Here is a 21402-nt window from a genome sequence, read left to right on the forward strand (position 1 = left end):
CGAACTAACTACAACCACTTTTTACGAAATTGGCCGTCCGAATCATAAATCTCAGTCTGCTTTTGAAGGTTGAACTGTCTGTGGCCGCGAGGGTCGCTTCCAACACCAGCTAAGTAAAGCCAATTGCCCCAATTACTCCCCACATCGTAATCGATTAATTGATGCTCAAACCACGCTGCACCGTATCGCCAGTCCTGCCTTAGTTCGTGAACCAAACAGCTCGCAACCAGTTGCCTGCCTCGGTTTGACATATAGCCAGTTTCAGCGAGTTGTCGCATGCAAGCATCGACTATCGGATAACCGGTTTTTCCTTCGCACCATAACGCAAAGGTTTCCGGACAATGCTGTGTCGACGGCTTTTTACCCTGGATACCGCTAAAACGAAACCAATTGGCCCCGTATTTACACTGTAACCAATGAAAAAATTCGCGCCAAAGTAATTCAAAGTATATCCAATAAGTGGAATCGTTTTTTTCAACGGTTGCTTCAAACTGTTGAACTTGCCGAATGACTTCCCGTGCAGACAGCGACCCGTTCGCTAACCAAGCCGAAAGCTTGGTACTGTCTTGCCAAGTATCTAAAGCGTTCCTTGTGTCTTTATAAGTTGCTGCAGCTTTCCAATCGAAGAGATAAGTATTTAAATGCGTCAGCGCTGCTGTTTCACCTCCAACAAACGATGATTGAGACGGGCTTGGTAAATCAGTATCAATGGCGAATAAAAAAGACTCATCTAATTGCGGTGTAAAAGGGCTTGGTAAGCTTTCCATGGGTGGATGAACAGATAATGGCTTACAGTGCTTTTCCACTTTTCTGCGAAACGGACTAAAAACGTCGGGCATCTCTTCGATGTTGAAAGGAAGGGTTTGTGCATCAAATAAGCCAAACGTCGGAGTTTCTATTACTGTTACCGAATCGAAAAAGCGCCTTACTGCATTTAATTGTGCTCTCTCATCAAAACCACAGTGCTCGCTTAGCCCAAGGTGAGAATATTGTCCGGACTTCATCAATTGAACTAAACACTCAGCAGGGTCGCCTTTGACAATGAGCAAACCATGTCCGAGCTTAGCTAATTGCCGTTTTAAATCCACAAGTGTTTGAAGCAGGAATGTATGCCTATGTTTCCCCAAAGGCGCAAAACCATATGTCGTAGGTGTAAACGCTTTATCATCAAGAATATAAAGAAAAGTAACCTGCTGTACTGCTTCACACAGCGCAGAAATAGCAGCATTATCGTGAAGTCTAAGGTCATGTCGAAACCAATATAAACCTCGTTGATTGTTGTTCGTACGTTTTGTTTGTTGGTGGTGATTTATCATACTAATTTTGAGTACTTTTTTACTATTTCTACGGATCCTGAATCCGAGTTTTATCGTAGTACATGCAATACGAATAATATTAAGATTTGGCGCAATGCCTGAGGAAAAAAAGTGACCGTTCCCGTTAGTATAATGTGGTTCAGACAAGACCTTCGTGTAAAAGACAATCCGGCCTTAAACGCTGCCTGTGATATGGGAAAAATAGTACCCATTTACATATATGATGACACTGCACCTAATGGCAGAGAGCCTGGGGGTGCAAGTAAATGGTGGCTGCATCATTCACTCTCGTCGCTCAATAAACGCTTGAACGGACATTTACAAATATTCAAGGGTGACCCACAGACACTTATTCCAAAGTTAATGAAGTCATTTAACGCTAAAGGTATCTTTTGGAATCGGTGCTATGAGCCATGGCAAATAAACCGCGATAAAACGATCAAGAAAACCATAATCGAGCATGATTATGAAGCCCATAGCTGTAACGGCAGCTTACTATGGGAGCCAATGAAAGTATTGAAGAAAGACGGTACTCCGTATCGCGTATTTACACCCTACTACAAGAAGGGCTGCCTGCAGGTTGAAGAGCCCCGTTATCCCAAAGCACCACCCGCACGTATTACTTATGCGGATGTCGACAACGACAGCGATGGATTAACATCGCTAGATTTACTCCCTTCCATCAACTGGGATGCAACCATTGAAAAAGAGTGGTCACCAGGCGAAGACGGCGCTGCTGATAATTTAGCCGACTTTATTGAAAATTCAGCACGTAAATACAAAGACGGCAGAGACATACCGTCAGCCAATGGGACATCGCGTTTGTCGCCGCATTTACACTTTGGTGAAGTGTCTCCAAATCAAGTTTGGTACGCGATAAAGGACAAGTTTGGAAATAGTGAAGACAAAAGCATTGAAACCTACTTGAGTGAGTTAGGTTGGCGCGAGTTCAGCTATTATTTGCTGTTCCATTTTCCTACTTTGCCTAATAAGAACTTCAACGAAAAGTTTGATAAGTTTCCTTGGCGCACAGATGCGAAAGCGCTTAAAGCGTGGCAAAAGGGAAATACAGGCATTCCTATCGTAGACGCTGGCATGCGCGAACTGTGGCAAACGGGCTACATGCACAATCGAGTTCGAATGATTGTGGGCTCGTTTTTAGTGAAAAATCTATTACTAAGTTGGCATGAAGGCGAGCGATGGTTTTGGGATACATTGTTGGATGCCGACCTTGCGAGTAACAGCGCCAGTTGGCAATGGGTTGCGGGTTCTGGCGCAGATGCTGCGCCTTACTTCAGGATATTTAACCCAATACTACAGGGCGAAAAGTTTGATAAAAAGGGCAACTATGTGCGTAAGTATTGCCCTGAGTTGAAAAAGCTGTCAGACAAGTATATCCATAAGCCATGGGAAGCCCCTTCGGCGATATTGAAAGATGCAGGTATAGAACTTGGTAAGGAATATCCAAAACCTATTGTTGATTTAAAAGCATCGCGTCAACGCGCGCTAGACGCATTCCAAACATTAAAAGAGTAGGGTATGGCAGCACTCATTTTAGTTTTAGGCGATCAGCTTACCGAGACGTTGCCAGCGATTGCTAACGCAGTAAAAAGCAAAGACACAATTTTGATGGCGGAAGTACGTGAAGAAGCCACCTACGTTAAGCACCATAAGAAGAAGATAGCATTTTTGTTTAGCGCAATGCGTCATTTTGCCAAAGCGTTGCGAGACGACAATTTTAACGTTAACTATGTTCATTATAGCGACAAAAACAATCAGGGCGATTTGCTCGCTCAGGTTAAGCATGAACTTAACGGAAATGATTTTGACGAAGTAAAGGTGACTATACCCGGAGAGTACCGCTTACTCAAAAGCATGGAGCAATGGGAAAACGTGCTTGGCATACCCGTTAGTATATGTGATGACAATCGCTTTTTATCGTCCCCACAAGAATTTACGGACTGGGCTGAAGGCAAGAAACAACTTCGAATGGAGTTTTTTTACCGTGAGATGCGTCGCAAACACAACGTGCTCATGGAAGGAAAAAATCCCATTGGCGGTAAGTGGAATTACGATGCCCAGAATCGCGAAGCAATGCCTGAAACCCAGAGAGTACCGAAGCATTCTACGTTTGAGATTGATGACATTACTTCGAAAGTTATCGAGCTCGTAAAAAGCGAGTTTAGCGATCATTTTGGCGATATCAATAACTTCCACTTTGCGGTAACTCGAAAAGACGCACTCAGCGTATTGAATACTTTTATAGAAGAAAGATTACCTAACTTTGGTCAGTATCAAGACGCCATGGTGGAAGGCAAGCCTTGGCTTTACCATTCACATATCGCGTTTTATTTGAACTGCGGTTTATTGACGCCAAAAGAAGCCATTCATGCAGCCGAGCAAGCTTACCATGCAGGGCAAGTTCCACTGAATTCTGCTGAAGGGTTCATTCGCCAGATTCTGGGCTGGCGGGAGTATGTCAGAGGGTTCTATTGGCACTTTATGCCAAATCTAAAAACTGAAAACTACTTCAATAACAGCCGCGCATTGCCCTCGTTCTTTTGGGACGCCCAGACGAATATGAACTGCATGCGCCAGTGTATTAAAGAAACGCAGCAGAACGCTTATGCCCACCACATACAAAGATTGATGGTTATTGGTAATTTTAGTCTTTTAACTGAACTTAGCCCTGAGGAAGTGCAGGCATGGTATCTGTTAGTGTATGCCGACGCATATGAATGGGTTGAACTTCCTAATGTTGCGGGCATGATTTTGTACAGCGATGGAGGTAACCTAGCAAGTAAGCCGTACGTCGCAAGCGGAAGCTACATCAACAAGATGAGCAATTACTGCAAAAATTGCGGATACCAAGTTTCTAAAAAGACCGGACCAAAAGCGTGCCCGTTTAACTACTTATACTGGCACTTTATTGACAAACACAAGGAAAAATTGAGCAACAATCACCGCATGGCCATGATCTATAAAACCTACGGGCGAATGAAAGAAGAAAATATCGAAACTATGAAGCAAGATGCCTCAACATTCCTGACTAAGCTAACGAAAAATGAAGAAGTCTGATTTACCCACCAAAATTTGTCCGGTTTGTCAGAGACCATTTACTTGGCGCAAAAAATGGGAAAAGAACTGGGAAAATGTACGTTATTGCTCAAAACGTTGCGCTTCATCAAAAAAGTCAAAACATCAAGAGCCTTGCTGACACAAAGCGAAAGGGCAGGTAATGAATTCTTACCGTGAAAAATATTAACCCTTACCAAGACGACAAAGCAACAATATATTAACAAGTGTGACAAATGTAACCTTAATTGATTGCGCCACATAACAAACTTAGGATTGCATTATATTGATTTAGAGAAGTAGTAATGTCACTTTCTACAAAAGATGCAATCTTACACAACCCATTGATCGGCACTTTTTTTAAGCAAGCTTTCTTATCGCTCATAGGCCTTGTTGCTTTAACGACTGCAAGTCTAGTCGATGGCATCTTTATAGGACAATATGTCGGTGCATCTGGGTTAGCCGCAGTTTCATTACTATTACCCTACATCACCTTTCTGGTCGCTCTCTCGTTAATGCTAGCCATTGGAGGAAGCGTATCGATTGGTACTTTTATGGGGAAGGGCGACACAAAATCTGCCAGTGCGCTATTTACACAAATAATCGTTGTTGCTGTAACGCTTAATATTATGTTGGCAGTGGTAAGCTTCGTTGCAGAGCCTTTTCTATTCTGGCTTCTTCACATTCCGTCCGATGTCGTACCGTTGACTAGAGAGTATTTGTCAGTAATCCGATGGGTCTTCATTTTTCAATTTTCTACGATGGTGTTTTACTATCTTGTCCGTGCAGACGGTTACACCAAGCTTGCAACTATTGCATTAGCATTGGGTGCAGTGACAAACATTTTACTCGACGCATTATTAGTGGCGTACTTGGAATACGGTATTAAAGGCGCAGCTTACGCAACGGCTGCTGCTCAAATTGTGCAGCTCTCTGTACTACTTCTTTATTTTGGTGACAAAAATCGTGCAATAACCTTTTCGACGTTTAATAAGCCATGGCGTCGTGTATTCAGAGCCGTGAAAAATGGATTATCTGAGTTTACTAATGAAATTTCTGTGGGTGTTCTTTTTCTTGTAATTAACACTCTGCTCGTTATCAATTCTGGCAGCATTGGCGTTGCGGCATACAGTGTAGTTAACTACTTTATCTTTTTAAGCATTATGCTTAGTTTCGGTATAGCAGATGCGCTTCACCTGCTCGTCAGCTACAACCGCGGAGCGAGCCACACGTCACGTGTCAATGCTTTCCTGCTTATAGCGCTAACTACAGCATTCATAGCAGGGCTAATATTGACGGTTTGTTTACTGTGGTTTAATCATGTTTTTGTGGCGCTTTTTATCGAGCCTTCCCAACAGCAAGCTACTAAATACGCGCACACTATCATTTTATATGTTTGGCCACTGTTTCTTGTAAATGGCTGTAACGTACTGCTCAGTGTATTTTTGACTGCAATTGAAAAACCATTACATTCCGCTGTCATAGCGTTAGGTAGAAGTATTTTATTCCCTGTTAGTTTCCTAGTATTGCTATTTCACTTCACGCCATCGCCCCTGGCTAATGAAGGTAACGACATCAACATTTCCTTCCTTGTTGCGCTGCCTGCGGCTGAATGGGTGACCTTTTTACTCGCAGTGGTTTTGGTTTATAAACATTACTTCCTAAAAAATACCCACATGTAACAAATGTAAAATTTATTGCTAATGAGAACCATTCTCACTAGATTGGCCCGGTAATTTGCTCATCTTAAAAGGGTCTGTACATGACTTCAGTAGCTAAGAAACAAGCTAATATCGCGTCGTTTCAAGCGTTTTTTAATGCTTATATTAAAGAAATCGATTCCGGTGTTTGGCACACAAAAGAAGACTGGGTAATTCGGACAGGAATACAGTTACAACCAAACGACAACTATGCCGTAGAGCTATATTTAACCTCTACTAATACTCGACTTTCAATATCAGCATCCTACCGCTCTACAGTAGGTCGTCATGCATTCACAGCAGTTTTCAAGCAACTCCCCAATAGTTTTCAATGGGAAGAAGTATCATTAATGAACGCTATTTTGTTGCTTATTGACGAAATATACAGTGGTAGCAAAGAGAGCGATGAGCTAAATGATGCAGTCGACGAGCAGAGTTTAGAGCTTTACGCCAGAACAATCGAAAGCCATCAGATTATGGCGCTTTACTTAGAAAACCGTGCTGGCGATCCCGATCTCGCAAGTAATAAGTTTATTGATTCTGAACAAGCTATACTTTTTGGTCATTGGTTACACCCTACGCCAAAGTCAAGACAGGGCATGCACCGATGGCAGCATGAACTTTTTACCCCAGAGCTAAAAAGCAAATTTAGACTGCATTATTTTGCTGCCAAGCAGGATATCACTCTTTCTAATAGTGCTGAGTCAATTTCAGCCTTTGAGATACTAGAAGATATTGTTTTAAGCGATGGCAAAGATTCTACAAAAACACTTATCGAAAAACTTCGAAAAGACAGTTTAAAGCTGCTGGCTCTGCATCCGCTTCAAGCGGATTGGTTGTGCGCTAAGCCTCACATTCAAGATCTGCTCAACAAAGGTGAGTTGATTCAATTGGGCGAATTAGGGCCTCTATTTACACCTACGTCTTCCGTCAGAACGTTGTATAACGCCGAGCTTAATTACATGGTTAAGCTATCGATACCAGTAAAAGTAACGAATTCGTTGCGAAAGAACATGCACCATGAGTTAGAGGCCGGAGTAACACTTTGTCGACTGCTTCAACGATGCGGCTTTTCAAGGCTTTATCCTAAATTCAAGTTCATCGACGACCCGGCTTATATTTCATTGAACGCTGGCGACTCAAAAGAAAGTGGGTTTGAGTTGATACTCAGAAAAAATCCATTTAACTCAAAAAATGAAATCACAGGGCTTGGCGGAACGCAATCTATAGCCGCCTTGGTCCAAGAGCCACTTGCACCAGGAACTTACTCGCGACTTGCCAAAATAATCCATATGTTAGCCCAGAAAGAAGGCGAGGAATGTGCTGATGTCGCGCTAACTTGGTTTGATAATTACCTAGACTGTGCAATTGAGCCAGCAATCAGACTTTTTGACCAGTGTGGTATAGCGTTAGAGGCGCACCAGCAAAATTCGCTTCTGGATTTAAGCGAAGGTTACCCAACTGCTTACTATTATCGTGATAACCAAGGGTTTTATTTGTCAAAAGAAAGACAGCAAATTCTTGAGACTATGGAACCGCGACTCGCTCAGTGCGATGACCTGTTTTACGGTGAACAAATGATAATTAATCGCTTCACATACTACCTATTCTTTAATCAATTATTCGCTGTCATCAATCGCCTAGGTGCCGATCAACTTGTTCAAGAAGGTACGCTACTTCAAAAAGTGTACACCAGGCTAAATTCCATTCTTCCCACTTTAGGTTCGTTGGGCACAGCATTCGTCACATCGGTATTGGGGCGAGAAAAACTGCCTTTCAAGGCCAATCTTCTGACTCGCGTTGAAGACGTGGATGAGTTAGAAGCCGAAGACGAGCTAGCTGTTTATGTCTGGGTAACCAACCCGTTTAAAAGCGTTGCGGTTCGAAGTGAAACGCCATCGCTCGTTTGTAAACAAGCGAGTAAATTAGAAGAGGTGATTGCTGATGCTTGCTAGTTGCACTTTAGACACTACCGAAGAGCATCTCAGCGTGCTTACAGGAACAAGGGGAAAAGTATCGTGTAAAAACGAGAAACGCGTTGTTCGACAATTATTTGAAGCGCTTATCTTCGAAGGCTTAGTTGATTTCTGCTTTGAGGATGGACTTTTCACTTTTCAAGTGGGCGACAATTTTGTAACAGCTAATGGCAAACAAACGCTTTTCAGTCGGGTTCGTCTAGATGCCAATTCTATTAAGATAAACGGTGACCCTCTTACGTTATCTGACGCAGCAAAAGTTATCCATACGCTTCCTTGCAGCAGAGAAAGACAAAATAAGCTAGTCGAAGAGTTAAAACATACACTGTTACTTTGCCGCTGGAATCAACAAAACCTGCTACAACTCTCAAGTAGACGAGCACTGAGCTATATTCGCTTAGAATCTGCTCTGATTGAGGGCCACCCGTACCATCCATGCTTTAAATCAAGAAGTGGCTTTAGCATTGAAGACCACGAAAAATATGGGCCTGAAGCCAGCAATACGTTTAAGCTTCATTGGCTTGCAGTAAAGCGTGAATACTTGTCCGTAAATTTCAACGGTGAAGTAGAGCAAAGTTTTTGGAAAAGAGAGCTAGGCCAATCTACCTATAAAAATCTGTCTGACAGCTTACGTAAACACGGCGGGGATAACCTACGTTACTGTTTTTTACCGGTTCATCCGTGGCAATATGACAAGCTAAAGCCTTCTCTTGAAAAACCGTTATCAAACGGTGACGTTTATTCTCTAGGCTTAGCTGGAGACGATTATCAAGCCAGTATTTCATTAAGAACCTTGCTCAATACAAGTAACGTTAACAAAGCGAGCGTCAAACTGCCGCTCAATATCGTCAACACGTCCTCTTTGCGTACTATTGAACCTCATTCAGTTTGTACTGCGCCACATATCTCAAATTGGTTGGCTAACCTAATAGCCGAAGATGAGTGGTTACAAAGCCGTGATGCGCTAACTATACAAAGTGAATACGCGGGCATTTCGCTGAAGCAATCAGCGGATAGTGGAGAAAATGTCAGTTGGGCTGATGATTTATCCCCAAGCCTTAGTGTTATCTTTCGCGATGCCAGTGTGCTGAACGAACCGAATTATCAAACTGTACCATTCGCCGTACTTGCAAGTACTGAAGTTGACGGAAAGCCTTTCGTGGCGCACTGGATTGAGAAACATGGAGTAGAAAAATGGCTAGAAGCGCTTTTTAACACGGTTGTTCTTCCCGTCTGGCATTTATTGATTCATCACGGTATAGCCATTGAGGCACATGCTCAGAATACGTCCGTTGTACTGAAAGATGGATTACCTGTGAAAGTCATTCTGCGGGACTTTCACGAAAGTTTAGAGTTCGTGCCTGACTTTCTTGCGAACAAAAGTAACGTACCAGAATTCGATAAGATTAATCCAGAGTATGTTAACGCACCTGCCAATCTTTATTACTGGATGGAAGACGTCGAAGCCTTGCGAGAGCTATTTGTCGATACCGTGTTCGTCTATAACTTGACCGAGCTGTCGTTTCTTTTCTCTGAGCAGAACTATTGTGATGAGAACACTTTTTGGTCAAAGGTATGTAGTGTCTTGCGTTCCTACAACGATAGTGGTGTGACGCCACATAGCCGAATTAACCGTCTCAATATATTTGAAACACAGGTTATTACTGAGTCGCTTTTGAAGAAAAAACTCTACGCAAGCAATGCGCATGAAGAGTTCCACCATACCATTACAAACCCTTTAGCAAAATTTGCCAAAGATACCTGCGGAGAATCGTATGCTTAGTATTGACGATAATGTCCTCTCAGCCCAAGACATCAGCTCGAAATTTAAAATCTTTTCAAACGCACCCTATCTGAGCTCAAAAAAGGGTAGTGTGGCTGTGTGCATAGAAAGCGTCAGCGACTGGCTTTCACTGTGTTTTTACGCGAAGGAAGCGGGCCTTACCGTGATGCCAATTCATGCCAGTACGCCAGAAAAACTAGCGAAGAAATACGCGGAAAATGCCGGTTGCTATGCCCTTATTTATCAAACTCTAGACAATGTAATTATATTCCCTAAAAACGAAAAGCCTGATAATACTCCAGGATTAATTCAAATGAGTTCTGGAACCACTGGTGCACCAAAGAGCATAAAACGGTCTTGGCGTAGTATCGATCAAGAGGTGTCTGCTTATGTTGCACATTTCAGTGCACCCAATTCAATGACTCCGGTGATTGCTTGCCCTGTTACTCATTCTTACGGGCTCATATGCGGTATATTCGTTGGCCTTGCCAGAGGCAAGCATCCCAGAATCTTTACCAGTATAAATCCTAAACATTTGCTAAAAGCATTGCTCAAACTTGAGCAACCATTGCTGTATTCGTCACCGTTAATGATAGATACCGTATGTATGCTATGGCCCAAGACAAGCAAACTTTACGCGGTAATGACCTCTGGCACACTCATGTCAGGACCTGTCTTTGAGCGAGCCAAATCAAAAGTGGAACATTTTTATCAGCAGTATGGATGTTCTGAGGCCGGGTGCGTTGCAATAAGTAAAACCTTTGAAAGCACAAATGTAATAGGCGAAGTCCTTCCTCACCTTAGCGTTAAAGCAGGCAGCAGCCAAAGTGCTCCCAGTGAAATAGTTATCAAAATTAAACAACCGCTTGATGGACAATCGGCCGAAATTTATACCAATGATCTCGGTTATTTTGAAGACAAAGATGGTGTGCACCAACTGTGCTTCGTTGCGCGCCAAGACGATACCATTATTGTATCGGGGCTTAATGTGTACCCCAAAGACGTGGAAGACGTTGTGCTTAGTCACCCTGACATTGACGATGCCGTTCTATTTAAAGTACAGGACAGAAGTACAGGCTATCGAGCTTATCTTCAATTTTGCGCGCCACATCGTTATTCGAATGAAGATAAGGCCGCGTTGCGAAGTTGGTGCCACAAGCAACTAGCCACATATCAGGTGCCGTTCGATTTCATACAGGTTGATGCGATCAAGCGCTTACCCAATGGGAAAGTAAATCGCAACGAAATTGCAAAGAATTTCCAGTTAGAAGCAGAAACAACAGCAGCTACAGCCTAGAGTACGTTATGAATTCAGAGTCCTTAATAAACACAATTGAACACGTGCTGGCACATGACATGGAATGCAAGCACATGCAAAAATTTTCTCCACGAGCTCGTTTAAACGAAGATCTCTATATTGATTCAGTGTTGCTTATGCAGTTGCTTATCCATTTAGAGTTGAATCACGATATTGAAATACCAGAAAGTGCAATATCTCAGGAGGATGTTAATACTGTAGAGAACCTTGCTCACTTCATTTTATCTTATCAGCAAACCAACAACATTGAGGTAAGTGATAGTGTAGATGAAGTGCCGTTCGAAGACATTAAAGTCCACTGTTTTGTAAGCTGTTTGTGTGAATGTATAAAAGCATCGCCCAAAGTCGATCATCGTCCTTTTTATTTTGGTGTGTGGGACGCGGAGGTAGTCGTCAATGAAGACCACATGCTTGCCTATCACGACGAATCTATTAGCCACGACTTTTTTATTCAATGGTATAAGGAAATTTATGGCGTAGATGTTACCTCTTGGTATAACAATGAACAGACGAAAGCTCAGAACATTGCCAATTTGGAAAGGTTGCTCAATGACGCAACGCCTTCCCAGAACATCATGGTAATGCTAGATATGTACTTATTACCTGAGCGAGAAAATAAGTTTAACCAGAATCCTTTCCCTCACTATGTAATGCTAAAGAAGACGGAAGATACGGAACGGTGGCTTATGTTGGACCCAGACTTCAGGTGGGAAGGAGAGGTTAAACGTAAGGATGTTCTCGACGCTATTTCATCACCACATGTTGCGGGGGGCTACGTATTTGATAGTAATGATATAACGCATTCTTCTCTGCAAGCTATTTCCAGTTATTTCGATGCTACATTTTTCCCTGAACACAACGTGTTAACGGATGCAATCCGGAAAGTCATTGTAGCTCATCAAAAAAAACCTGCTGATAGAGCATTGCTGGGTAATGCCCTTAAGCAAATCCCCGTTCTTGCAATTAGGAAATACGCCTATGAACATGGCTTTGCTTTTTTCTGGAGAGATATTGGATTTCCAGAAGTAACATTCGAGCTCTGGTGTGATGAAATAGAAAAGCTGGTTTCTACATACAAAGCAATACAATACCGAGCGATCAAGCTCTCTGAATTAGCTAAAGAGAATCAAGACACATTGCCGTTGTTTGATGAACTTTTGACATTACTCAATGAGCAAGATACCACGGAAAGAAAAATTAAATGTAAGCTTCAAACTGTGTACCAAGACTGGCTAGTTTTTCACAACCTTCAAGATAAAAAAGCTAACAATACCGTGGACGTAGAAAACTTGGAGGCCGCCGTATGAATCTTTCAGTATGCACTATCACTTTTAGGCACCAACTTATCTCAATCGCTGAAATTGCAAAATGGTCTGTGGCAAATGGTTTTCAGGGGATCGAATTATGGGGTGCACATGCTACGAATTTAGAAGACCAACCCGAGTATGGGAAAGAGTGGCTCTCAAGCTACGCGTTGAAAACATCCATGCTAAGCGATTATTTGCCACTTTTTGAAGGGAACGACGCTTTGTATTTTAAGGTTCATCGCCTTTGTCGTTTGGCTAAACACTGGGGGGCAACCAAGATTCGCACATTTGCTGGCAACGAAGGCAGCGCAGCCATACCTGAAGACCGAAAAACCTTGCTTTTCGAGCGGTTACAACTTGTTTGTGATTGGCTTAGCGACTATGGGCTTAACTTAGTTATCGAAACACACCCTAACACTTACGCTGACTCGGTGGGTTCTACCATCGAATTGTTTGAAAAAGTTAACAAAGACAATTTGCAACTAAATTACGATGTGTTGCATGTATGGGAATCTGGCGCTGACATTATTTCCTCTTGTGAACGACTCGCTCCATATATAAATCACTTTCACTTTAAAAACATAAGTAGCAGTAAACACTTAAGTGTGTTTGCTCCAGACAATGTGTATGCCGCAGCAGGCTCGCGAGAAGGCATGGTTCCCATTTTCGACGGTGCGGTAGATTATCGAAGGTTTATTGAATACCTGTACTCGAAAACGACTCTGCGAAATATTGACTCTTCACTCGAGTGGTTTGGGAACAATTGCAAGAATATCCTCAGTCAGGACAGATATAAATTACAGAAAATGAGCCAGGCCGCGACTACCGCTCAAGCCATTTAAGTATAACTGCAGAAATATATACAAAAGGACTTGTCGATATGTTTTCGATTTCAAATGTTCTCGCTTTACAAGCCATTTACTTGGGATGTACAGCACTTTATTTTTCGTCGGATCACCAAAGAACGTTCGCTCAATCAATGCCAAAGGGCTTAGGCAGCACACTTTTTGTTGCCACTATCGTGCTGGCGGCCTTTCTTCTAGGAATGCAATACAACGCTTGGGCAATGATCTTTTCCACGATTACCATGATTATTTTTAATTTAGCGCTAGTGACGTTTACGGGTGCACACGAAAATCGTCCCTCAAGGCTACTTGCATATGGAACAGGCGTTAACGTTGTTTTAGCGCTCATAGGAGGGGTTTATGTGGCGTAAAACCTATCTGTCCTTTCTAATTGGATTACTACTTAGCACAAGCATCATTTTGAATCTTAACCACTTTTTACCATTCGATGTAGATGTCAAATTGCTGGTGGGTTACATACTTGGATTTTTGATTTGGGCGGGGTTAATGAGTTACTTTTTCTGTTTCGAAAAGACTAAAAAGCCAGCGCTTCAATGCCTTTCCGTTTTGACTTTTTCACTTGTGCTTAATGTACTAATTAAATTAGGAGTAGTTGCATGAAAGCCAGCGTGATTCGTTCAGCCTTGGAAGGTCACGGATGGATAGGGCTATTTATTTCCATTCCTCTATTCATCGTTTTTTGGGCAGGCTCTCTTACTTTGTTTTACCCGGAAATCAAAGCATGGTCTGTTCTACCTCATACAGAATATCGTTCAGTCTCGGACCAGCTGCCACTTAACAACATATTGGACACAGTGTTTTCAGAATATGATGTGAATACGCAACAAAGAATGTTTGTAGTCCTTCCAACTGAAACAATGCCTCTATACGAGCTTCATCTTCCAGTAAATGAAACCCCGTCGGCTAAAAATGCACTGACTTCAATTTATGTTGATCCAGTTAATGGAGAAACGGTAGCGTCTATAGACAGTTTTCACTTAGCTGATTTTCTCTATGGCCTCCATATTGACCTGAATTTGCCACTGGGTGACCACATTGTCGGTATTGTGACCCTGTTTTTTACCGTTGTCATTTTCACTGGGCTAGTCGTTCAGTTCAAAAAGCTGATCACGCACTTTTTCTACTATCGAGGTGGCAACACTACACTTCGATATCAACTTACAGACATGCATAACGTAGTAGGGGTCATGAGCTTACCCTATACATTCATGTACGCGCTTACCGGTCTAATGTTTAATTTAGGTTTGATTTCTCAGATTGTAACACTCTTGTTTATCTACGATGGAGACAGGACTGCGCTACTAAACGATACAGGGTTTCCAAGAGTAACCGAATCTTACACTGGCATTGAAAGAGAAATGCCAGACCTGAATACCCTTATAACTTCGTGGGAAGAGAAAGAGAATGCAAAAGCTTCCTCCCTCAGGCTTACAAACTATGGTGATGAAAACGCGCTAATTCGTATTATTGGGCAACATAGATCGAACTTTTCGCAACGGATAGATATGACCTACCGTGTGCGTGAAAATGAATTTTCAGCAGATTTGAATCCCGCTGAAAGAAATGCCTTCGCCGATGGGACACGTTTTCTGTACGCACTGCATTTTGGGCACTTCGCAGGCGTCGATATAAGAATTGTTTTTTTCATACTCGGGCTGGGTGTATGCGGCTTAATTGTTGTTGGCAATATGTTGTGGCTTACTAAGTTTCAAAATAATCGCAGTATTTCTAGTCGCTTTAAACACAGCATATTTGCACTTACATTAGGTGGATGTGCTGGCATCGTGCCGGCGACAGCGTTTGCGTTTTTACTCGAGAGAGTGCTTGGTACAGATTTAAACAACAGGTCGTTTATTGTTGAAACTGCTTTCTTTGCGGTCTATGCCATATCGATCATAGGTGCGTTTTTCACTAAGCATGTACATTTAGCGATAAGCCGAACAGCACTGGCAAGCGGTCTCATTCTTGCACTTTTATCCCTTATTGAGGCACTTGGCCATAACCAAGCAATAATCCAATTTCTAAATAATGGCTACACCGGGCCTTTTTCAATTTCCTTCGTCTCTTTTGCTTTTGCCTGCCTGTTATTTTGGTTGGGTATAAAGTTTTCTGAGAAAGATGTAAAGAGCAAAGAATAGCAACATCAAACATTTAAAAGACAAAATAAAAACAAGTGAAAACTATGAAACTATTTTATGTACCTAGTCACTTTGGCACGCCAAGTATTAACAGGCAGAAAACTTTTGACGTAGCAAAAGGTGTTGCTGTTTTACTCATGGTTATGATCCATGTATTAGACTTTTATGGCTTACCTGAAGTGCGGTTTAGTGCATTTGGAGCCACGGTAAAATTCGCATTGGGTTGGCCAGCAGCATCAATGTTCGTCTTTATCATGGGGATTTTTGTTGGCCTATCTCCATCATCGACACTGAAAGCGGATATCAAACGAGCAATATCGCTGTTTGTATTAGGTTACGCACTAAATTTTGTTCGCGGAACCATTCCCATGTGGCTTTCGATTAAAATTGGGCTCGTCACGTACCAAGATGTTGCTCCACACACTCCGCTGAGTGAATTTTTAATTGGTGATGTCTTTCAATTCGCAGGTATAGCGCTACTCCTTTGTACAGGATTGAAACATGCAACCAATAAAATCTCTATTTGGATCGGCACGGCTATTGCCATTGCGTTTTTATCACACAGCGTCTGGGATAAGTACACGTCATTACCTATACTCAATGAATTTTTGAAGCTTTTTGTAGGAAACGAAGAAGCGGGAGTTATGTTTCCTATTTTTCCTTGGGCGGCATACCCAATTGCTGGTATGGCATTTGGTCGCTTCTTAAAGCAACAAAATAAAGGCACGTTAAACTTTGTTTGGTGCCTTAAATTAGGCGTAGTTTGTGTAATCCTCGGTACAGGGCTCACGCTCACTAACCCTGAATATCACATTGTAACAAACCTAAGAAGCGGTCCTGGTATTGTTCTTTTAATGACAGGTATCGTGATGCTTTTTATTTACACCACTCACATACTCGTTGAACGCTTTAAGCAAAATTATGTGGTTACGCTATTCGCTTTCTGGGGTAAAAACGTCACTGCACTATATGTTTTACAATGGATATTAATTGGATGGGGGCTAATGCTCGTTGGGCTGCAACAGCTTACAATGACATTTACTTTGGTAGCCATGATAGTTGTTTTGTTGGCCTGTCACTATCTAGTATTACCTTGGCATGAATATAAGGCTAAGAGTAGTAAAGCGTCAAAGCCCCATGTTTCTGCCGTTCCTTTGAAGCCTTGAATATAACGTTTGTATAACGCTACCTTTTCGGTAGCGTTATATCAATTTGTAAACCTCCAACGCCTGCTGAGTCAGCTATCAAGTGGTTAAACGCTTTGATTTTTCCTCCAACAGCGGTTATTTGCCGCTGCGCTAGTGCCAGTCCTAAACCAAACCCGCCGCGTTTTTGTCCAACAACATGAAGGCCATGAGACTTATCTACTCTAAAAAAAGGCTTAAAAATATCGCTAAGCATGCTTTCTGGAACACCATTTCCAAAGTCCAGGACGGAAAGCATATAGACATCTGCATTTTGCTTTAGCGTTACAACAACACCGCTATGCTCTGGCGTATATTTAAGCGCATTCCGGATAATGTTCTCTATCGCTTGGCCGAGGGCTTGTTGACTACTCTTATCAATTACCGCGTTGTTAGGTAATTCGACATTTAGTCTTGTTTCGGAATACTCGAAAGCTGCATCGTCGCAAATAACCTGAATCAATTCAGCAAGGTCAAAAGTCTCAGTGTTAAGTACAGGAGATTCATTGTTAAGCCAAGCAAGTGTCAACGTGTCTTCGACTAATGCCCGCATATTGTTGGATTCATATCGAAGCCGAGTTAACGTATCACTGTCATTGATACCATTTTCAATAGTATCGATGGCCATATCCATGCGCGTTAGCGGAGTTCTTAATTCATGAGACAGATCGGATAAAAGTTCTCTCTGGTTGTAAATTAATTTTCCAATTCGTGTGGCCATGCCGTCAAATGTTACGGATAAGTTGAAGAGCTCATCGCTTCTATTGCTAAATGATTTACTAACGCGCACATCAAACTGCCCTTGACTGAAAGCTTTCGTGGCATGCTCTAACTTTCTTAATGGCACCATTACGTGCCTGTAAAGCACTAAACTCACTACACATAGAACGACAAAAGGCAGTGCGACCTTGAGCAAAATATCCACAAAGGTGAGATAAACACCCGGTCTCATTCGCTGGGGTAATTGGATTAATAGATGTGATTTCTCATCTAAGAAAGGAACCTCCATGATAGGGTTATATTCAAAGTAGAGGTGAATTTTCCATTCCACGCTGCGGCCTATTCTAAATTCATCAATGTACTTTTGAGGAATGACGCTTCCCGCAATAGGTTGAATGTTTGACTTTACTACTGCTGCCCATGTTTTTTCTTTATCTTGAAATTCATGAAGCCAGTTCGATAAACCCAATTCACCTTCTTTTCGGTAAATTAAATCAGCCTCTTTGCCATATTCAACGAGTTCACGCTGATGCTCTACTGATAGGTGACTCATTGTTGTTTCTGTATGTGCTGACAACCAATCAATAACCCAAATAAGAATAACCGTCCCTAAAGCTATAGTGACCAATAGCTTTCTCAATAACACTTTTTTCATGAGAATAAGTAGCCTTTGCCGTGCTGGGTTGCTAGACGAGTAGGGGACATTCCAGCTTCGATAAGTTTCTTTCGCACTCGGGACATGTGCATATCTAAGCTTCGGTCGTACCGGCTGAAATTTCTTTCAAGAACAGTTTGATAAAGTAATGGTTTGCTTAAAACCTCATTCTGATTTTCAAGCAGAACCCACAAAAGCTTAAACTGAGTCGACGTCAAATCTAGTGCTTTGCCAGCAAAATTGGCCTTCAGGTTTCTTCGGTCAAGTGTTATTTCGTCAACGACGATCGAGTTTCTCGTTATTTCATTTGATTTTACATGTAGAGAGCGACGCAATAATGCTTCAATACGAAGCATCATTTCCACAAAACTAAACGGCTTTGGCATGTAGTCATCTGCACCATTACTATAGCCTTTTATACGCTCTTGTTCGGCACCACATGCAGTAACCATGATGACAGGAGTTTGTTTCCGTTTGCGAAGTTGGCTTAACAGCGAAAAACCATTTAGGTTAGGAAGCAATACATCTAAAAGAATAAGGTCGAACCTTTCACGAAGTGCAGTCACCAGACCTTGATTGCCGTCGTGGCATTGATGTACGTCGAAGCCTCGGTCTTTTAGCAAGGCAGCGATTTGTTTATTAAGAGTAATATCATCTTCAATGATAAGAATTTTTGTAGCGTCCATATTGATAACCTTAAAACTGTTTTAACCAATTTTAATGATATTGATTATCATTATCAATGAGGTTTTATGCTAAGGCGGATCCTGCTAATTGAGTTGGGACAAATCAGAAAACACCTAACTGCCGTATTAAGTGAAATAAAGTTAATAAAAAGAGAAGAATGTGGAAGCACCGATTACCGTAGATAGACTGCGTTTCCTTTTATACAGTGTAAAAGAAAAGCTTTGGGTAAAACCTCTTGGCTTTTGTTTGCTCTCAATCTTTGCTGTATTCGTCGCTAAAGTAGCAGACGGGACTTCATTGGCTGAGCATATTCCTGAAATAAAACCCGAATCAGTTGAAACACTGCTTTCAATTATGGCATCTAGCATGATGGTGATCGCCACGTTTTCTGCAGGTACCATGGTTAATGCTTATGCTTCGGCCAGTCAGTCGTCAACGCCGCGTTCTCTAAGCCTTATAATATCCGATGATGTATCACAAAATGCACTGTCAGTTTTCATAGGCGCATTTATTTATAGTGCTGTAGCGCTTACTGCAATGACTCAAGCTTTTTTCGATGAAGCCGGGCTTTTCATTTTATTTTGTCTAACCTGTCTGGCTTTTTCGATAGTTATTTTAACTTTTATCCGGTGGGTAGACAGCGTTGCACGATTAGGGCGCGTGGGGTCAACGTTATTAAAAGTGGAGCACGCCACGACACGCGCAATTAAAAATAGAATAGATATGCCGTGCTTAGGCGCAGTACCGCAAGAGCAAATAAAAGAACAGGGGACGCATGCCATTTATACTAAACAAGTGGGCTATATTCAGCTTATAGACATTGCCAAACTGCAACACTGGGCTGATAAAAACGACGGTTTTATCAATGTTGCCATGTTACCCGGTGAGTTTGTCTCACCAGAGCGTGCCATAGCATATTCGAATAAAAAGGTAGTATCAGATGAAATTGTTGACGCATTTACTATAGGTGAAGCCAGGTCCTTTGAGGCTGATCCTCGCTTTGGCTTTATCGTACTAGCCGAAATTGCATCTCGTGCATTATCGCCATCGGTTAATGACCATGGTACTGCAATAAATACCATTAGCAGCATTACACGCCTTATGTTGTTGTGGCACAAGCCCAAATCCGAAACTGAAACCGAAAACTCACAAAACGATAGCGCTCAGCATGAGGAGTTTAAATATGAACGCATTTCATTGCCTGCGTTAAATGTGAGTGATCTATTTGACGATGCTTACACCAGCATTGCCCGTGATGGTGCTGCTAATATTGAAGTTGCTATCCGAATACAAAAGTCACTGAAAACAATTAAAGCGTGCTTTAAAGATGGAGGTACAAGCATAGAAAGAGATTTTGTTGAGGCGGCGTCTAAGTTAGCGAAGCAAAGTTACGAACGTGCAAAGTTGGCATTGGATTACGAAGACGATATTAAGCGAATTGAGCGCGTTTATAATGATAACTAAACGTGTAAGTTATTACTGCCAAAATCACTGCTAAAAATGCTTAAAGTAAACAGCTAGCCAGTCTATATAATCTCTGCATACCACAAACCATGTAATCTACGTAAATGATCGATCGAGTTTCTTTTTGTAGTTAATCAGATTAACTACAACTCAGATAAACACAGCAACATTCTAAATAGCTAAAAATCCACGTTTAATAAATTAAAGCCTAGTATAAAAATATAAAGACTGCGTCTTTCTGTTTGTTAGTTATACCCATATTTAATCAAAAAACTAACGTGACGCTACGTGAATAAAAATACATTTTGCGAGGTGTAGTGCTACAGATTTCACGTAGCGCACGATTAATAAATTCCATGACTAAATCCAAAGTTCATAGCAACTTTCAATAAAAACCACTGACACGAGTGAAGCAATTGCGGTAAGGCCGAAGCACTAAAACAGCTGCCGCGCATAAAAGTCTGTAAGTAATCACAGCCAACAAAGCATCCGAATAGAGCGACATCATCGCCCTAATCGTCCATATACTTATTTGCGCATAATGTATATTATGTTAAATAGAATATCAAAATTGATAGTGAGTGAGTTAGATGGAGCTTTGCAAGGTGCTTTACGCTATCCTTCTCGTAATATTTAGGTATTTTCGTAAGGTTTAATGACAACTAGCACAGATAAATAATAGACTTAATCATGTTCCTAAAAACATTTATCAGGCTTTAGTCTTCTTTACTTCAAATAATGAATGCACAGCTTGTAATATTAATTACTAGCTCAAATAACCAAAGGCTTAACGCTGATGAATTAAATAAAGGATCCTAGTTATTTCTAAGATAAGACGACTAGCTGTAAGGTTAAGGTTTTTCTAACATTTAGCGTTACATGTAATAATTACGGCCCTTAAAACTCATTTATTGATTGCTCTTTATTTTAAATACCATCAATTATCTATACTTCTTATTAAATTAAACATCGTGCATGGGAACCGTTCGTTGTTTTAAAGTTGGGTGGCGTGGATAGCACGTAGAATTAATAATTATCGACGCGATGTTTATTGAATTCATATCTGCGTAGACGTCGTTTATTCGGCTACGTACCGTATCGACGTCTTATTATCGACGTCTTATTATCGACGTCTTATTATCGACGTCTTATTATCGACGTCTTATTATCGACGTCTTATTATCGACGTCTTATTATCGACGTCTTATTATCG

Annotated in this window: 16 protein-coding genes; 13 read left to right on the forward strand and 3 right to left on the reverse strand. The window is 41.6% G+C overall.

Annotated features, from left to right (window positions below; genetic code table 11):
* Nucleotides 1–8: 8 nt before the first annotated feature.
* Nucleotides 9–1316: a DASH family cryptochrome gene (locus AWH61_RS07390; protein ID WP_075176611.1), complete on the reverse strand. Its 1308-nt coding sequence runs from the start codon at nt 1314–1316 to the stop codon at nt 9–11.
* Between the two features lie 111 nt (nt 1317–1427).
* On the opposite strand from AWH61_RS07390, the gene AWH61_RS07395 reads away from it, so the two are divergent.
* The 12 genes from AWH61_RS07395 to AWH61_RS07455 all read left to right on the forward strand — a co-directional run bounded on the left by AWH61_RS07395 (nt 1428) and on the right by AWH61_RS07455 (nt 16645).
* Entirely contained in the window at nt 1428–2852 is a 1425-nt protein-coding gene (locus tag AWH61_RS07395; protein WP_075176612.1) for a cryptochrome/photolyase family protein, read from the forward strand.
* A gap of 3 nt (nt 2853–2855) precedes the next feature.
* Nucleotides 2856–4394: a cryptochrome/photolyase family protein gene (locus AWH61_RS07400; protein ID WP_075176613.1), complete on the forward strand. Its 1539-nt coding sequence runs from the start codon at nt 2856–2858 to the stop codon at nt 4392–4394.
* The gene (locus tag AWH61_RS07405; protein WP_014949565.1) at nt 4381–4533 is read left to right on the forward strand and encodes a DUF2256 domain-containing protein; all 153 of its coding nucleotides are present in this window, start codon (nt 4381–4383) and stop codon (nt 4531–4533) included. The genes AWH61_RS07400 and AWH61_RS07405 overlap by 14 nt, the downstream gene beginning before the upstream one ends.
* A gap of 163 nt (nt 4534–4696) precedes the next feature.
* The gene (locus AWH61_RS07410; RefSeq protein ID WP_014949566.1) at nt 4697–6073 is read left to right on the forward strand and encodes an MATE family efflux transporter; all 1377 of its coding nucleotides are present in this window, start codon (nt 4697–4699) and stop codon (nt 6071–6073) included.
* Nucleotides 6074–6153: 80 nt separating this feature from the next.
* The gene (locus tag AWH61_RS07415; protein WP_075176614.1) at nt 6154–8046 is read left to right on the forward strand and encodes an IucA/IucC family protein; all 1893 of its coding nucleotides are present in this window, start codon (nt 6154–6156) and stop codon (nt 8044–8046) included.
* Nucleotides 8036–9850, forward strand: coding sequence for an IucA/IucC family protein (locus AWH61_RS07420; RefSeq protein WP_014949568.1), 1815 nt, complete (start codon nt 8036–8038; stop codon nt 9848–9850). Before AWH61_RS07415 ends, AWH61_RS07420 begins: the two co-directional genes overlap by 11 nt.
* The gene (locus AWH61_RS07425; protein WP_075176615.1) at nt 9843–11147 is read left to right on the forward strand and encodes an AMP-binding protein; all 1305 of its coding nucleotides are present in this window, start codon (nt 9843–9845) and stop codon (nt 11145–11147) included. Before AWH61_RS07420 ends, AWH61_RS07425 begins: the two co-directional genes overlap by 8 nt.
* A 74-nt stretch (nt 11148–11221) precedes the next feature.
* A complete protein-coding gene (locus AWH61_RS07430; RefSeq protein WP_249922614.1) occupies nt 11222–12475 on the forward strand; it encodes a DUF6005 family protein in 1254 nt (417 codons plus the stop codon).
* Nucleotides 12472–13317 (forward strand): sugar phosphate isomerase/epimerase family protein, encoded by an 846-nt coding sequence (locus AWH61_RS07435; RefSeq protein WP_075176617.1) that lies wholly within the window; start codon nt 12472–12474, stop codon nt 13315–13317. The genes AWH61_RS07430 and AWH61_RS07435 overlap by 4 nt, the downstream gene beginning before the upstream one ends.
* 38 nt (nt 13318–13355) lie before the next feature.
* Complete coding sequence (locus AWH61_RS07440; protein ID WP_075176618.1) at nt 13356–13691, forward strand: hypothetical protein; 336 nt, start codon at nt 13356–13358, stop codon at nt 13689–13691.
* A 246-nt stretch (nt 13692–13937) separates the two neighbouring features.
* The gene (locus AWH61_RS07450) at nt 13938–15479 is read left to right on the forward strand and encodes a PepSY-associated TM helix domain-containing protein (protein WP_075176619.1); all 1542 of its coding nucleotides are present in this window, start codon (nt 13938–13940) and stop codon (nt 15477–15479) included.
* Nucleotides 15480–15523: 44 nt separating this feature from the next.
* Nucleotides 15524–16645, forward strand: coding sequence for a heparan-alpha-glucosaminide N-acetyltransferase domain-containing protein (locus AWH61_RS07455; RefSeq protein ID WP_075176620.1), 1122 nt, complete (start codon nt 15524–15526; stop codon nt 16643–16645).
* 19 nt (nt 16646–16664) lie between these two features.
* Here AWH61_RS07455 and AWH61_RS07460 read toward each other — a convergent pair whose 3' ends face one another.
* Together AWH61_RS07460 and AWH61_RS07465 are read right to left on the reverse strand one after the other, a co-directional pair.
* Entirely contained in the window at nt 16665–18038 is a 1374-nt protein-coding gene (locus tag AWH61_RS07460) for a sensor histidine kinase (protein WP_014976614.1), read from the reverse strand.
* Nucleotides 18035–18724, reverse strand: a complete 690-nt coding sequence (locus tag AWH61_RS07465; protein ID WP_075176621.1) for a response regulator transcription factor — start codon at nt 18722–18724, stop codon at nt 18035–18037. Before AWH61_RS07465 ends, AWH61_RS07460 begins: the two co-directional genes overlap by 4 nt.
* A gap of 160 nt (nt 18725–18884) precedes the next feature.
* Here AWH61_RS07465 and AWH61_RS07470 point away from each other — a divergent pair, with 160 nt between their 5' ends.
* Nucleotides 18885–20189: a DUF2254 domain-containing protein gene (locus AWH61_RS07470; protein ID WP_075176622.1), complete on the forward strand. Its 1305-nt coding sequence runs from the start codon at nt 18885–18887 to the stop codon at nt 20187–20189.
* Nucleotides 20190–21402: the final 1213 nt, after the last annotated feature.

It is taken from the genome of Alteromonas sp. W12 (assembly GCF_001924945.1).
GTDB classification, from domain to species: Bacteria; Pseudomonadota; Gammaproteobacteria; order Enterobacterales; family Alteromonadaceae; genus Alteromonas; species Alteromonas macleodii.

Excerpts from the sequence above, each read along its gene's own strand:
- AWH61_RS07390 (WP_075176611.1), bottom strand. The coding sequence starts at position 1,316 with ATGATAAATCACCACCAACAAACAAAACGTACGAACAACAATCAACGA.
- AWH61_RS07400 (WP_075176613.1), top strand. The coding sequence starts at position 2,856 with ATGGCAGCACTCATTTTAGTTTTAGGCGATCAGCTTACCGAGACGTTG.
- AWH61_RS07405 (WP_014949565.1), top strand. The coding sequence starts at position 4,381 with ATGAAGAAGTCTGATTTACCCACCAAAATTTGTCCGGTTTGTCAGAGA.
- AWH61_RS07410 (WP_014949566.1), top strand. The coding sequence starts at position 4,697 with ATGTCACTTTCTACAAAAGATGCAATCTTACACAACCCATTGATCGGC.
- AWH61_RS07415 (WP_075176614.1), top strand. The coding sequence starts at position 6,154 with ATGACTTCAGTAGCTAAGAAACAAGCTAATATCGCGTCGTTTCAAGCG.
- AWH61_RS07420 (WP_014949568.1), top strand. The coding sequence starts at position 8,036 with ATGCTTGCTAGTTGCACTTTAGACACTACCGAAGAGCATCTCAGCGTG.
- AWH61_RS07425 (WP_075176615.1), top strand. The coding sequence starts at position 9,843 with ATGCTTAGTATTGACGATAATGTCCTCTCAGCCCAAGACATCAGCTCG.
- AWH61_RS07430 (WP_249922614.1), top strand. The coding sequence starts at position 11,222 with ATGCAAAAATTTTCTCCACGAGCTCGTTTAAACGAAGATCTCTATATT.
- AWH61_RS07435 (WP_075176617.1), top strand. The coding sequence starts at position 12,472 with ATGAATCTTTCAGTATGCACTATCACTTTTAGGCACCAACTTATCTCA.
- AWH61_RS07440 (WP_075176618.1), top strand. The coding sequence starts at position 13,356 with ATGTTTTCGATTTCAAATGTTCTCGCTTTACAAGCCATTTACTTGGGA.
- AWH61_RS07450 (WP_075176619.1), top strand. The coding sequence starts at position 13,938 with ATGAAAGCCAGCGTGATTCGTTCAGCCTTGGAAGGTCACGGATGGATA.
- AWH61_RS07455 (WP_075176620.1), top strand. The coding sequence starts at position 15,524 with ATGAAACTATTTTATGTACCTAGTCACTTTGGCACGCCAAGTATTAAC.
- AWH61_RS07460 (WP_014976614.1), bottom strand. The coding sequence starts at position 18,038 with ATGAAAAAAGTGTTATTGAGAAAGCTATTGGTCACTATAGCTTTAGGG.
- AWH61_RS07465 (WP_075176621.1), bottom strand. The coding sequence starts at position 18,724 with ATGGACGCTACAAAAATTCTTATCATTGAAGATGATATTACTCTTAAT.